Here is a 13,253-nt window from a genome sequence, read left to right as displayed (position 1 = left end):
CGGGGATCCTCACGCCTCGGTCGGTCCGAGCTCGGGGCGGGCGACGAGCTGCGCGGTCGCCGTGGCGGCGCCGATCGTCTCGAAGACCAGCACCTCGTTCTCCCCGGCCCGGGTCACGGGCAGCGGGACGTACGAGGTGCGCTGCGGCCCACGGCTCCAGTAGCGGCCGAGGTTCACGCCGTTGACCCACAGGACGCCCTTGCCCCACCCGCGCAGGTCGAGGTGAAGGTCTGCCGGCTCGTCGAGCACGAACGAACCACGCACGAACGCCGGTCCGCAGACCGCCGGGCTCTCGCCCCCGCGCCGACGGGCGTCCGTTCCTGTCCCGTCGCCCGCGCGGGAGAGCGCCTCCCGGATCGGCCCGAGGTCGTCGAGACGGACCTGCCCGGCGACCCACTCCGCGATCTCGACGCCGTCGAGCGTCACCGGGCCCATGAGCCCCTTGGGCTCGCCCAGCCGCGGGCCGTAGTTCACGCCGCCGAGGTTCTCGACGAGGACGGCGATCCGGCCGCCGTCCCCGCGGGGCAAGGGGGTCATCTTCTCGTGGAGCTCACGGTCGAGCGTCCCGACCGGCACGCCGTCGAGGAAGACCTGGGCGCGGTCCCGCACCTCGGTGAACGTGAGGAGCCCTCCGTGCTCGACCGTGGTCGAGTAGCAGGTGAACCCCCGCGTCGAGCCGAGCTCGGTCGCGTCAGGCAGGTGGTCGAAGGTCTGCGCGTCGATGACCGGGACGGACCAGAGCGGCACGGAGCGGTCGAAGCGCACCTCGAGCACCGGGGCGTCGACCCGCTCCTCGGGGACCTCGTCGGGCACGGGCGCGTACTTCGCGATCACCTCGCGGAAGCGCCAGTACTTCTCGGTCGGGGTGCCGTCCTCGGCGAGCGGTGCGTCGTAGTCGTACGACGTCACGATGGGCCGGTAGGTGCCCTTGTCGTTCGCGCCGTTCGTGAACCCGAAGTTCGTGCCGCCGTGGAACATGTAGATGTTGACCGAGGCTCCCGTCGCGAGCAGCTCGTCGAGCTCGCGCGCCGACTCCTCGGCCGAGGTCGTGTGGTGGATCTCGCCCCAGCTGTCGAACCAGCCGCACCAGAACTCCGAGCACATCAACGGTCCCGTCGGCTGATGACGACGCAGGTCCGCGAGACGCTCGGTCGCGCGCGAACCGAACGAGGCCGTCCGGTGCAGCTCGTCGAGACCGCCGTTCGCGAGCATCTCGTCGGTCGGCTGGTCGACCGTGGTCAACGGCACGTCGATCCCCAGGGCGCGGGTCATCGACGTCAGACGCCGCAGGTACTCGTGGTCGGCACCGTAGGCCCCGTACTCGTTCTCGATCTGCACGAGGACGACCGGCCCGCCGTGCTGGACCTGGCGCGGCCCGACGATCGCGTAGACCTTCTCGAGGTACTCGCCGATCGCCTCGAGGTACGCGGGATCGCTCGAGCGCAGCGTGATCGCCGGGTCGGCGACGAGCCACCCGGGGAGTCCCCCGTCGTGCCACTCGGCGCAGATGTACGGGCCCGGACGCACGACGGCGCGCATCCCCTCGGCGTGCACGAGGTCGAGGAAGCGGCCGAGGTCGAGCTGTCCGGCGGCGCGGAACTCGCCTCGGACCGGCGCGTGCTCGTTCCACGGCACGTACGTCTCGATCGTGTTCAGCCCCATGAGGCGTGCCTTGCGGATCCGGTCGCCCCACTGGTCGGGGTGCACACGGAAGTAGTGCAGCGCGCCCGAGAGGACGCGGAAGGGGACGGCATCGAGAAGGAAGTCCGTCTCACCGATGGCGAAGCTGGGCATGCATCATCCTGTAGGTCGTGGAATGGCCCGCGGGGCGGCCGCCGTGACGGCGACAGCCCCGCGGGATGGTGCGATCGGTGCTACTCGTTGACGCTGAAGCCCTGCTCGTTGCCGAACGCGACGAGCGTCTCCTGCCACTCGAGGAGCGCCGCGTTGAGGTCGCCGTTCGAGCCCAGCGCCTTGCCGACCGAGTCACCGAACACGTTGTTGGCGTAGCCCTGGTACGGCAGGTACTGCCAGTCGGTGACGACCGACGCCGCCGAGGCCGCGCCGACCTGGTTGGCGGGCTGGCCCGCGTAGTTCTCGAACGGGAAGTCGAGGAACTCGGGGTTCGAGAGGTCGGCGACCGTCGAGGGGAAGCCCGTCGTGTTGAGCAGTGCGCGCCCCTCACCGTCGGCGAGGAACTTCAGGACGCCCGCCGCGGCGGCCTTGTTCGCGCTCTGCTCGGTCACGGCCAGTCCGCTGCCGCCGTTCTCGGCCGAGGCCGGCTGACCGTCCCACGACGGGACCGGGGCGACGCGCCACTTGCCCGCGGGACCGTAGTCGTCCATCCCGCTGATCATCCAGGAGCCCATGAGGAGCGTCGCCAGCTTGTCCTGGGTCAGCGCCTTGGACCACTCGTCCGACCAGGTCGAGAGGCCGGAGAGCTCGCCGGCGGTGAGCCGCTCGCCCCAGAAGTCGGCGAACTTCTTGGTGCCCTCGTCCTGCAGGTCGATCGTGACGTTCTCGCCGTCGGTCCGGAACGGCTGACCGCCCGAGGCCCAGATCATGCTGGTGAAGAAGCCCGCGTCACCACTGTTCGCGATGTAGGCCTCGGGGTCCGCCGCGTGGATCGCCTGCGACGCCGCCGCGAACTCGTCCCACGTCGTGGGTGCGGCCGTCACGCCGGCCTTGTCGTACATGTCCTTGTTGTAGATCATGACCATCGGGCCCGAGTCCATGGGGAGCGCGACGAGCTTGTCCTGCACGTTGACGGCGTTCCACGTCGAGGCCGTGAACCCGTCCTCGTACGTGTCGAGACCGTAGCCGTTCAGGTCGGCGAGCGCCTTGCCGAGAGTCAGCTGCGGGAGGGTCTGGTACTCGACCGGTACGAGGTCGGGGGCACCCTTGCCCGCCTTGATCGCGTTCTGCAGCTTCGTGACCACCGCATCCGGGTTCTCGAGCTTGACGACGTCGAACGTGACGTTCGGGTAGGCCTTCGAGATGCCGTCCGCGATCACCTGGGTGTCGTCCGACCAGGTCCACCAGGTGAGCGTGACATCGCCCTCGAGCGCCTTGTCGGTGTCGGTCGAGCCGCTGTCGGTCCCGGCCGTGCCGGTGCTGCAGCCAGCCAGCACTCCGACGAGCAGTGCACCGGTGCCGACGACGGCACCGAGGCGCTCCCACCGGCGAGTGGAGATTCTCTTCATTGAGGTGATTCCTTTGCGGTTGGTTGTTCGATTTCTGGTACCGGATGAACCGGACTACTTGACGCTCCCGGCAGTCAGCCCCGACTGCCAGTAGCGCTGGAGGTAGAGGAAGGCCGCCGAGATGGGGATGACGGTGAGCAGCGATCCCGTGATGACGAGGTGGGGGATGGCCTGGCCGCCGATCGAGCTCGACTGGGCGGACCACTGCGCCAGTCCGACGGGGAGCGGGTACCACTGCGCGTCGCTCAGCATGATGAGCGGCAGGAAGTAGTTGTTCCAGGTCGCGACGACCGCGAACATCAGCACCGTGATCAGCGCCGGCGCGAGCTGTCGCAGCGCGATCACGAAGAAGATGCGGATCTCCCCGGCACCGTCGAGGCGTGCCGCCTCGAGCAGCTCGTCGGGGATCGCGTCGCGGGCGTACACCCACACGAGGTAGAGGCCGAACGCGCTCACCATCGCCGGGATGATCACCGACCACGGCGTGTTCGTCAGTCCGAGGCCGCTGAAGAGCAGGAACTGCGGGACCGCGAGCGCCGTGCCGGGGATGGCCATCGCGCCGAGGATGATCGCGAACACCCACTTGCGACCGGGGAACTTGTACTTCGCCAGGCCGTAGCCGGCGAGCGTCGCGAGCAGCGTGGCGCCCCCGGCTCCGACGACCACGTAGAACAGCGTGTTCGTGAGCCAGCGCAGGAAGATCCCGTCCTGGTAGGTGAAGGTGTCGGCGATGTTCTGGAACAGGGAGAACTCGCCGCTGAACCAGAACGCGAAGGAGCCGTAGAGGGAGTCCATCGTCTTGGTCGAGTTCACGACGAGCCACCACAGCGGCACGAGGCAGTACAGGACCATGAGCGTCATGAGGACGCCGAGCAGCAGCGAGGGGCGCTTGTGCCGAGGCTTCGGCCTCGCACGGCGCGACTCGTCCCCCGGGATCCGACCGCTGGCGAGACGGCTCGGCGTGCGGCCCTGCCTGCGCCCGGTGCTGACGGCGCTCATGCCCCCGCCCCCTTCTTCTCGCCGCCGAGCTGGACGAGGTAGGCCACTACCATGGTGATGACTCCCGAGATGATCGCGATCGCTGCCGCGTAGTTGAACTGCGAACCGGCGAACGACAGGTTGAAGGCGTAGAGGTTCGGCGTGTAGTAGGACGGGATCGAGTTCGGCGCGAGGGTCTGCAGGATCGACGGCTCGTTGAAGAGCTGGAAGCTGCCGATCACCGAGAAGACGGTGGCGATGACGAGGGCTCCTCGGATCGACGGGAGCTTGATCGAGAAGATGGTGCGGAACGTCCCGGCGCCGTCGATCTCCGCGGCCTCGTAGAGCTCCTGCGGCACGGACTTGAGCGCGGAGAAGAAGATGAGCATGTTGTAGCCCACGAACTCCCACGTGACGATGTTGCCGATCGAGACCAGGATCAGGTTCGTCGCGAGCGGCGACGGGAGCTCGACCCCGAAGAAGTGGTTCAGGTCGGCGACGAGGCCGAACTGCGAGCCGTACATGTAGCCCCAGATCATCACCGCGACCACCCCGGGCACGGCGTAGGGCAGGAAGATCGACAGCCGGTAGAACGGCACCCAGCGCAGTCGGGCGCTGTCGAGGGCGAGGGCTGCGAACAGCGCCAGCAGGAGCATGATCGGCACCTGCACGAGCAGGAAGATCGCGACCCTGCCCATGGCTTCCCAGAACTTCGGGTCGGTCAGGGCCTGTGCGTAGTTCTCCACCCCCACGAACGAGTTGCCACCCATCAGCGTCTCGCGGAAGAGGCTGAGATAGATCGCGTAGAACAACGGCGCGAGGAAGACGAGCGCGAAGACCAGCATGAACGGTCCGACGAACCACCAGCCGGCCCAGTCCCGGCGGACGCGCCGCCGTGGAGGTGCTGTGGTTCTTGCCGTAGGCACGTGCACGGAGGTCACGGTCGACGGCTCGACCGGTCCCTGCGCCAGAGCGATGTGCGCTCTGGCGCCCACATCTTGAACGGATGACTTCTTCGACATGCGCGGCCGCACTCCTTCGTGGGTGTTTGCGTTACCAGGAAGATAGTGGGACCTAGTATGTTTACGCAAACAGCATGGAGCCACCGCACGTCACGAAGGAGTAACGAATGCTGGCGACCCCCCTCGCCCAACCGGGCACCAGACCCCCGGCCGACGGACCGATCACCACCGTCCACGTCGTCTTCAAGACCCACCTCGACCTGGGGTTCACCGACACCGCCGCGAACGTCACCGATCGGTACGTCCACGAGTACCTGCCGCGCGCCATCGCGCTGGCCGAGGAGCTCGTGCGCAGGGGCGGGGCGGCCCGCTTCGTCTGGACCACCGGTTCCTGGCTGATCCACGAGGCGCTCCGGCTCGGCGACGCCGACGGACGAGCAGCCCTGGAACGAGCGATCCGGGCCGGTCACGTGACCTGGCACGGGCTCCCGATGACGACCCACACCGAGCTCATGGACGCCGGCCTCGTCGAGCACGGCATCGCGATCGGCCGGTCGCTCGACGCGCGCTTCGGCCACCGCACCCGAGCAGCGAAGATGACCGACGTCCCCGGCCACACGATCGGCCTCGTCCCCTTCCTCGCCCGCGGCGGGCTCGACTTCCTGCACCTGGGCGTCAACGGGGCCTCCGCGGTGCCCGAGGTGCCGGAGTTCTTCGTCTGGCGTGCTCCCGACGGGAGCGAGGTGGTCGTCAACTACGCGCGGAGCTACGGGGCGACCGAGCTGGGTGTGGCCGTCGTGCCCGGCGGCACCGAGGCCCTCCACCTCGCGCACACGGGCGACAACTTCGGACCGCCGCCCGTCGACGAGGTCGAGGCGCTGTTCGCCGAGCTCCAGGCCGCGTACCCGGGCGCCCGGGTGATCGCCTCGACGCTCGACGCGTTCAGCCGGGAGGCCGTCGCGGCCCGCGCGACCCTGCCGGTGCTCGAGCAGGAGATCGGCGACTCCTGGATCCACGGCGTCGCGAGCGATCCCGTGCAGACCGCACGGCTGCGGGCGCTGCTGCGGCTGCGCACCGAGTGGGTCGCCTCGGGCGCGCTCGTACCGGGCACCCAGGAGTGCGACGCGTTCAGCGACGGGCTGCTGCTCGTGCCCGAGCACACCTGGGGCGAGGACCTCAAGACCTACCTGCCCGACTACGTGAGCTACGAGAAGGCCGACTTCGAGCGCGCCCGCGCGGCAGACGTCGTCGACCCGTCCGGGAACCCGGCCGCGTTCGACGAGTACGCCTGGGCGTACACCGAGCACCCGAGCCCGCAGGGCCTCGCCTACTCGGCGTTCGAACGCTCGTGGGCCGAGCAACGGGCCCACGTCGACCGCGCGCTCGCCGCGCTCTCGCCCGAGCGCCGGACCGAGGCCGAGGCCGCGATCGCCGAGACCCGCCCGGCCCCCGGCACGGGTACGGGGTCGAGCGGGACGCCCGTCGACCTCGACGCCACGCTCGACGTCGGCGCCTACCGGGTCCGCTTCGGCCCCGACGGCTCGCTCGTCTCCCTCGTCGACCCCGCGGGGACGGACTGGGCGGGACCCGAGCACCCGCTCGCGGCCTACCGCTACGAGACGTTCGACGAGCGCGACGAGGCCCGGTGGATGCGCGAGTACTGCCGCGACATGGACGAGAACGCCCTGTGGGCGGTGCCCGACCAGTCGAAGCCCGGCCTCGCGATCGCCGAGAGGCTGCCGGCCACGACCTTCGCCCCGCGCGTCGTGGCGGGCGAACGCTCGGCCGACGGCACGGGCACGGTCGTGACGCTGCAGCTCGCCCTGCCCGACGCGGCGTGCGACACGTGGGGAGGGCCACGCGACATCCGGTTGACGTACCGCTTCCCGGGCGATCCCGGACCGGTCGGCATCACCCTCGACCTGCGCGGCAAGGATGCCTCCCGTCTCCCCGAGGCAGGGTGGTTGGGCTTCCGCCCGCGCACCGAGCCCGGCGACTGGCGGCTGACCAAGATCGACACGCCGGTCGACCCGCGGTCGGTCGTGCGCAACGGCAACCGCAGCCTGCACGCCGTGGCCGAGGTCACCCACACAGCGGCGCGGACCTTCTCGCTGCGCCCGCTCGACGCGGCGCTCGTCGCGGTCGGGCGCCCCGCGCTGCTCCGTTTCGACAACTCCCTGCCCGATCCCGACGAAGGACTTCACGTGAACCTGCACAACAACGTCTGGGGGACGAACTTCACCATGTGGTTCGACGACGACCTGCGCTTCCGCTTCGTGCTCACCCTCGGGGACGCACGATGACCGGCGCGCTCGTGACCAGCCCTCCCGTCGTGATGGCCCCACGCCCCGACGGCTTCGAGGTCGTCTGGGGCGTGAGCCGGCTGTGCCGCGGCTGGGTCGAGTGGGAGGCCGACGACGGCTCGCGCGGCACCGCGTCGGGGGACGCGTTCGGCATGGTGCCCCAGGGGGCCCGGGTGCTGCGCGTGCGGGTCGAGGGCCTGCCGCACGGCTCGACCCTGCACCTCAGGACCGTCACCGAGGCCGTCGACGCCTCGTCCCCTCGGCACGAGAGCGCGTGGAAGTCGGTGCGCACGCTCGACGGTTCGTCCGAGGACGCGCGCTTCGCGGTGTGGAACGACACCCACCAGCGCGACGACACCCTGAGGGCGCTGCACGAGGCGACGCCCGAGGTCGACGTGCTCGTCTGGAACGGCGACCTCTGCAACGACTGGACGGACCCCGCGGAGTTCACCACGACCGTCCTGAACCCTGCGGGCCTGGACGTGAGCGACGGCCGCCCCCTCGCGGTCGTCGTGGGCAACCACGACGTGCGCGGCACGTGGGCGTACCAGCTCGAGGACTTCGTCGCCACGCCGGAGGGGCGGCCGTTCACGGCCTTCCGCATCGGTCCGGTCGCATGCGTCGTGCTGCACACGGGCGAGGACAAGCCCGACGCCCACCCGACCTTCGAGGGACGTGTCGCGTTCGAGCCGCTGCGCGCCGAGCAGGCCAGGTGGCTGCGCGAGGTCACGGCTCGTCCCGAGATCGCGGACGCTCCCTACCGCGTGGTGTTCTGCCACATCCCGCTGCGGTGGATCGACGAGACCGTCGTCGACTACGACGCCGACGGCTACGACTGGTTCAGCCGCATGAGCCGCGACGCGTGGCACGACGCGCTCGTCGGGTGGGGCGCCCAGATCGTCGTGTCGGGGCACACGCACTACCAGACCTCGCTCCCCGCGACCGCGGAGTTCCCGTACGCGCAGCTCATCAGCGGCGGTCCCGATGCCGACCCGACGTCCGACGAGGCTGCCGCGTGGATCGACGGCACCGCGTCCGCCGACGAGCTCGTGCTCACGATGCGCGACCTCGCAGGCGAGGTCCTGCACGAGATCCGTCTGCCACCGCTCGCCTGACGCGGCGACGAGGTGAGGGCCGGGTCGCAGCTGCGAACCGGCCCTCACCTCGTCCCCGTGCTGCTCAGCCGTCGATCAGCCGAGCGGCTTGCAGAGCAGCGCGTCGGGCGTGCCCCCGTGGTTCCAGCGCCACGTGAACGCGACGCCCGCGATGTACTCGCCGTCGCCGCACTGGCCCTTGTAGCTGCCGGGCGCCCAGTCGCTCGCGGTCGAGCCGCCGCCTGCCGGCCGGTTGTCGCCCTGGTCGAACCAGACGTTGCGACCCTGGTTCGACGGCAGCGCGGTCTCGGGCTGCGCGCACAGCAGCTTCGACGTCGACCACTTGTTGACCGTGCCGATCGTCAGGCTGTAGCCGACGGCCATCTGCCCGGCGGGGCACTGCAGCTTGTCGTAGCCGCTCGCCCAGTCGTTCTGCACGTACGCCTCGTTGCTCACGACCGTGCGGGTCGTGATCAGCGCGGGCTGCAGGTTGTCGGTGCAGAGCGCGCGGTTGGTGCTCCGTGCGACGCCCACGAGACGCTGCGTGTCGGGGCAGCTGCCCTTCCACCGGCCCGGGTCCCAGTCGGGCCGGTCGTTCATGAGGGCCGAGGCGTTCGTGTCGGGCGAGTGGCTCCCGCTGCCGAGCATGTTCCAGCGCACCTCGGGAGCGACGGGACCGGTCTTGCCGTCCGAGGTCACGAGCTTCTTCCACTGCGGGTAGCGCCAGTCGTCGGCGATGCTCAGCCGGGTGCCGTCGGCCTTGTAGGCGAGGAGAGAGAAGGTGTCGACGAAGCTGCCGTCGTCCGTGGCGTGGGCCACGAGGGGCCAGGCCGCGAAGTCGCTGTCGTTCTCGACGAGGATGTCGGTGAAGTTGACCCACCACGCCTTCTCCTTCTCGTTCGTCTGTCCGGCACCGGTGGTGCCGAACTCGCTGAACCAGACGGGGGCCGTGTAGTGCTGACCGGTCGTGTTGACGAAGAGCGCTGCTTCCGTGACGGAGGCCTTGAGCTGTGCCGCCGTCATGTCGCGGTACCGCAGGTCCGTGGTCTCGCCGAGCCCCGTCGCGCCCGTGTGCTGGGGTCCGGTGAACCCGTAGATGTGCGCGGCGTAGACGATCTTGTCGGGGTAGAGCAGCGTGTTGGACAGGTTGCGCACGGGCTTCAGGTGCGGCCGGTCGTGGAAGGTGACGTCGGTCGGGATGCCCTGGAAGTTGATGCCCTCCATGATGACGAGCACGTCAGGGTCCGCGCGTTGGATGGCGATGCCGGCCTGCTGGTAGGACTTGTACAGGTCGTTCTTGTCGCCCATGCCCCAGTTGGGGTCGTCGAGGATGTCGCGACGCACCTCGTTGCGCAGGTCCATGCCGACGACGCGGGGGTTGTCGGCGTAGCGCTCGGTGAGCATCACCCAGTCACCGATCCACTTCTCGATCGTCTGGCTGCTGTAGGGCTTGGAGTTGCCGTCGTCGGCGCCGCAGCACCAGCGCGACGTCGTCGTGTGGTTGTTGAGGATGACGGCGAACCCGTCGGCCGTGAGCGCTTCGACGACCTCGTCGAAGACCTGCAGCGGTGTCATGCCCCTCAGCTGGGGGTTGGCTGTCACGGCGACGTCAGGCACAGGGGCCGTCATGCCGAGCATCTCGTTCGAGAAGGACAGCCGGATGCTGTTCAGCCCGAGCCCGTGGAAGTCGCTCATGAGGGTGGCCATCGGCACCCGGTCGAGGCCCATGGGGATGTCGTAGCTGATGCCGCTGTTGTGGTTGGCGGGATCGTTCTTGTCGCCGCTGCCGTTCCAGTGCCCTTGAGCGCCGTCCCAGTTGGCGGACTTGAGCTTGAACCGGTCCCCGTCGGCGTCGACGACGTACCGACCGCGGGTGCTGAGCGGCGCGTCCCACGACGCCGACAGCTCCGGGCCGGTCAGCACGGGGATGGGCTCCTCGGTGGACGTGGCGGTCGCCGGGGTCACGACGGTGGTCGTGAGCCCGATCGTTGCCGTGACCGTGACGAGTGCCACGGCGAGCCGCGTGATGCGACGTTGCATGCTGCGAACCTCTCTGTTCGTCTTCTGCGTGTTCGCGAGGCTCGGCCGACCGTTGGAGGGACGCGCCCCGCGACCTGATCCGGTCAGGCTAGGGTGACGAATCACCGATGTCAACGTAAACATCCGCATTCGTGGCAACGTAAACATCTCCGGCTCCGGATGAGCCGGGCCCGCTTCGCCTCTCAGCGCTGCGTCTCGAAGAACTCCCGGATGAGGTCGCCGCACTCGACGTCGCGGACGCCTCCCACGACCTCGACACGGTGAGAGTTGCGCCGGTCGCGCACGATGTCCCACACCGAGCCGCACGCGCCCGCCTTGGGATCCCAGGCGCCGAGCACGAGGCGCTCGACCCGCGCGAGCGTCGTCGCCCCGGCGCACATGGCGCACGGCTCGAGCGTCACGACGAGCGTGCACCCCTCGAGGCGCCACGAGCCGAGCGTCGCGGCGGCCTGACGCAGCGCGAGCACCTCGGCGTGGGCCGTGGGGTCGCCGATCTCCTCGCGCCGGTTGCGCCCGAGGCCGAGCAGACGCCCGTCGGGCCCGACGACGAGCGCCCCGATGGGCACGTCGCCCGTCGCCAGCGCGTGGGTCGCCTCGTGCAGCGCGAGCCCCATGAGCTCGTCCCAGACCGCGCGGCGGGCCGCGACCGTGTCGGGCGGGAAGGTCCCGCTCGCCCAGGGGAGGTCGAGCCCCGCAGGGCCGGGCGTTCCTGGGCCGGACTCTGCGGTGGGGGCGACGTCGTCGGGGACCATGCTCCCGAGGCTACCGGGCGGTACCCTCGAACCATGCGCCTGCACGTCGCCGACCACCCGCTGGTCGCCCACAAGCTCACCGTCCTTCGCAACAAGGACACCGCCTCCCCGACCTTCCGCCTCCTGGTGGACGAGCTCGTGACCCTGCTGGCCTACGAGGCGACGCGGGACGTCCGGGTCGAGCCCCACGAGGTCGAGACCCCGGTCACCACGACGGTCGGGGTCCGCATCGCCGAGCCCCGCCCGCTCGTCGTCCCCATCCTGCGTGCCGGCCTGGGGATGCTCGAGGGCATGACCCGCCTGCTGCCCACCGCCGAGGTGGGCTTCCTGGGGATGCAGCGCGACGAGGAGACGCTCGAGGCCGTCACGTACGCCAACCGCCTCCCGGACGACCTGACGGGTCGCCACGTGTTCCTGCTCGACCCCATGCTCGCGACCGGCGGGACGCTCGTCGCGGCGATCGACTACGTGTTCGAGCGTGGCGCCCGTGACGTGACGGCGGTGTGCCTGCTCGCGGCCCCGGAGGGCATCGAGGTCCTCGAGAAGGCGATCGGCGACCGGGTCGACGTCCAGCTCGTCGTGGCCGCGGTCGACGAGCGGCTCGACGAGAAGGCCTACATCGTCCCCGGCCTGGGTGACGCGGGCGACCGCCTGTACGGCGTCGTCTGACCGGGTCGACGTCCGAGCGCACGGAGCGGGGCCGCCGGGAGGACCTGGCGGCCCCGTCCTGCGTGACGATGCCCGACGACGCCACGTCCGTCCCATTTTCGCGTCTCACCTTGTGAGATTCTCGGTTCTTCCCCTTGGCGGCCTTCGGCACCGCTGCCATGCTCACCTGGTGACCCCCTCGCTGAGCTTCCGCGGTGCCACCCGGCGCCCGAGCGTCAGCATGTCCTCCTGCGTCTGTTGTCCGGCCTGACTCGCTCAGCCCCCTGACAACCCTGCCGACCCTCGTCGGCGCCGCTCCGGCTCCTCGCCGTCGAGCGGGAAGACCCACGGAGCCTCGCATGACCACGCTGACCCAGAAGACCGCCCAGCCCCACGCCGCGCACCGCCGCAACCACCCCGGGTTCGTCCTGTACGTCGGGGTCGACGCGGCGTCGGGCGAGCACCCGCAGGCCGAGCTCGTCGAGCTCGCCGAGGCCCTCGGAGAGCTCGCCCGGGAATGGCTGCCGGCCGCCGAGACCTACACGGCCCTGACGCTCTCCGAACCGGCGACCGACTCGCACGAGCCGCTCGTCGACCACGGTCGACGCAAGGTGCGCGGGCGCAGCGCGGCCCGCCGCGCCGAGGTGCCCACCCCGGCACCGGACCTGGCCCCGCTCGGAGACGTCAACGCGTTCCGCGACCGCCTCGCGGCCCTGTCGCCGTTCCCGCGCGTCGTGATCGACCCGGTCGGTCGGCGGGTCACCGTCGACGGCTCGGTCCAGCGCCTCACGTACAAGGAGTTCGAGCTCCTGTCGCACCTCTACCGCTCGGCGCACCGCGTCGTGACCCGCGAGGAGCTCCTGTCGACCGTCTGGGGAGCCGACGCAGTGCGCGACGGCAGCCGGACGATCGACGTCCACGTGCGGCGGCTGCGCGAGAAGCTCGGCCTCCAGCACGTCATCACGACCGTCCGCGGGCTCGGCTACCGGTTCGACCCGCAGACCCACGTCGTCCTCAGCGGCTCGGGGGACGCCGCCTGAGGACAGGTGCTGCCGGGTCGGGCGCTCGTGATTCCGTGGGGGGATCGGCGCGGCCCGGCAGCACGGCTCCGGTGCGCGAGACCACCCGGGCCTCGAGGACCGGTTTGGCCGGGACGCCCCGCCGGGGTTGGATGGACCGGTTCATCCGTTCCGTCCCCGCGAGGTCCTCTCCGCCGTGCCCGTCCTCCCACCGCCCGCCCGACCCTCCGTCGGCCTCCTCGGCGCAGGCGTCG

The 13,253-nt window shown here is 70.3% G+C and carries 10 protein-coding genes; 4 read left to right on the top strand and 6 right to left on the bottom strand.

Going from position 1 to position 13,253, the window contains the following annotated elements:
• Positions 1-9: 9 nt before the first annotated feature.
• The 4 genes from ASE27_RS01270 to ASE27_RS01255 form a co-directional block, all read right to left on the bottom strand.
• The gene (locus tag ASE27_RS01270; protein WP_056644924.1) at positions 10-1,794 is read right to left on the bottom strand and encodes a beta-galactosidase family protein; all 1,785 of its coding nucleotides are present in this window, start codon (positions 1,792-1,794) and stop codon (positions 10-12) included.
• Positions 1,795-1,874: 80 nt separating this feature from the next.
• Positions 1,875-3,203 carry a sugar ABC transporter substrate-binding protein gene (locus ASE27_RS01265; protein ID WP_056644921.1) on the bottom strand — a complete coding sequence of 443 codons (1,329 nt, stop codon included), beginning with the start codon at positions 3,201-3,203 and terminating at the stop codon, positions 1,875-1,877.
• 54 nt (positions 3,204-3,257) lie between these two features.
• Positions 3,258-4,202, bottom strand: a complete 945-nt coding sequence (locus tag ASE27_RS01260) for a carbohydrate ABC transporter permease (protein WP_056644919.1) — start codon at positions 4,200-4,202, stop codon at positions 3,258-3,260.
• Positions 4,199-5,026, bottom strand: coding sequence for a carbohydrate ABC transporter permease (locus ASE27_RS01255; protein ID WP_197487152.1), 828 nt, complete (start codon positions 5,024-5,026; stop codon positions 4,199-4,201). Before ASE27_RS01255 ends, ASE27_RS01260 begins: the two co-directional genes overlap by 4 nt.
• A 284-nt stretch (positions 5,027-5,310) precedes the next feature.
• Between ASE27_RS01255 and ASE27_RS01250 the strand changes: the two genes are divergently transcribed.
• Together ASE27_RS01250 and ASE27_RS01245 are read left to right on the top strand one after the other, a co-directional pair.
• Positions 5,311-7,446 carry a DUF5054 domain-containing protein gene (locus ASE27_RS01250; RefSeq protein ID WP_056644917.1) on the top strand — a complete coding sequence of 712 codons (2,136 nt, stop codon included), beginning with the start codon at positions 5,311-5,313 and terminating at the stop codon, positions 7,444-7,446.
• Between the two features lie 11 nt (positions 7,447-7,457).
• Positions 7,458-8,561 carry a metallophosphoesterase gene (locus tag ASE27_RS01245; protein WP_157257333.1) on the top strand — a complete coding sequence of 368 codons (1,104 nt, stop codon included), beginning with the start codon at positions 7,458-7,460 and terminating at the stop codon, positions 8,559-8,561.
• Between the two features lie 75 nt (positions 8,562-8,636).
• On the opposite strand, the gene ASE27_RS01240 is transcribed toward ASE27_RS01245, so the two are convergent.
• Entirely contained in the window at positions 8,637-10,580 is a 1,944-nt protein-coding gene (locus ASE27_RS01240; RefSeq protein WP_056644911.1) for a glycoside hydrolase family 5 protein, read from the bottom strand.
• A gap of 182 nt (positions 10,581-10,762) precedes the next feature.
• On the bottom strand, positions 10,763-11,194 hold the full coding sequence (locus tag ASE27_RS01235) for a nucleoside deaminase (protein WP_056646504.1): 432 nt from the start codon (positions 11,192-11,194) through the stop codon (positions 10,763-10,765).
• Positions 11,195-11,365: 171 nt separating this feature from the next.
• On the opposite strand from ASE27_RS01235, the gene upp reads away from it, so the two are divergent.
• Both upp and ASE27_RS21110 read left to right on the top strand, forming a co-directional pair.
• Entirely contained in the window at positions 11,366-12,001 is a 636-nt protein-coding gene (upp, locus tag ASE27_RS01230; protein WP_056644908.1) for a uracil phosphoribosyltransferase, read from the top strand.
• A gap of 338 nt (positions 12,002-12,339) precedes the next feature.
• On the top strand, positions 12,340-13,020 hold the full coding sequence (locus ASE27_RS21110; protein WP_056644905.1) for a winged helix-turn-helix domain-containing protein: 681 nt from the start codon (positions 12,340-12,342) through the stop codon (positions 13,018-13,020).
• Positions 13,021-13,253: the final 233 nt, after the last annotated feature.

It is taken from the genome of Oerskovia sp. Root918 (assembly GCF_001428945.1).
In the GTDB taxonomy this organism is placed as follows: Bacteria; Actinomycetota; Actinomycetes; order Actinomycetales; family Cellulomonadaceae; genus Oerskovia; species Oerskovia enterophila.
This window is presented reverse-complemented; position numbering and strand designations above follow the sequence as displayed.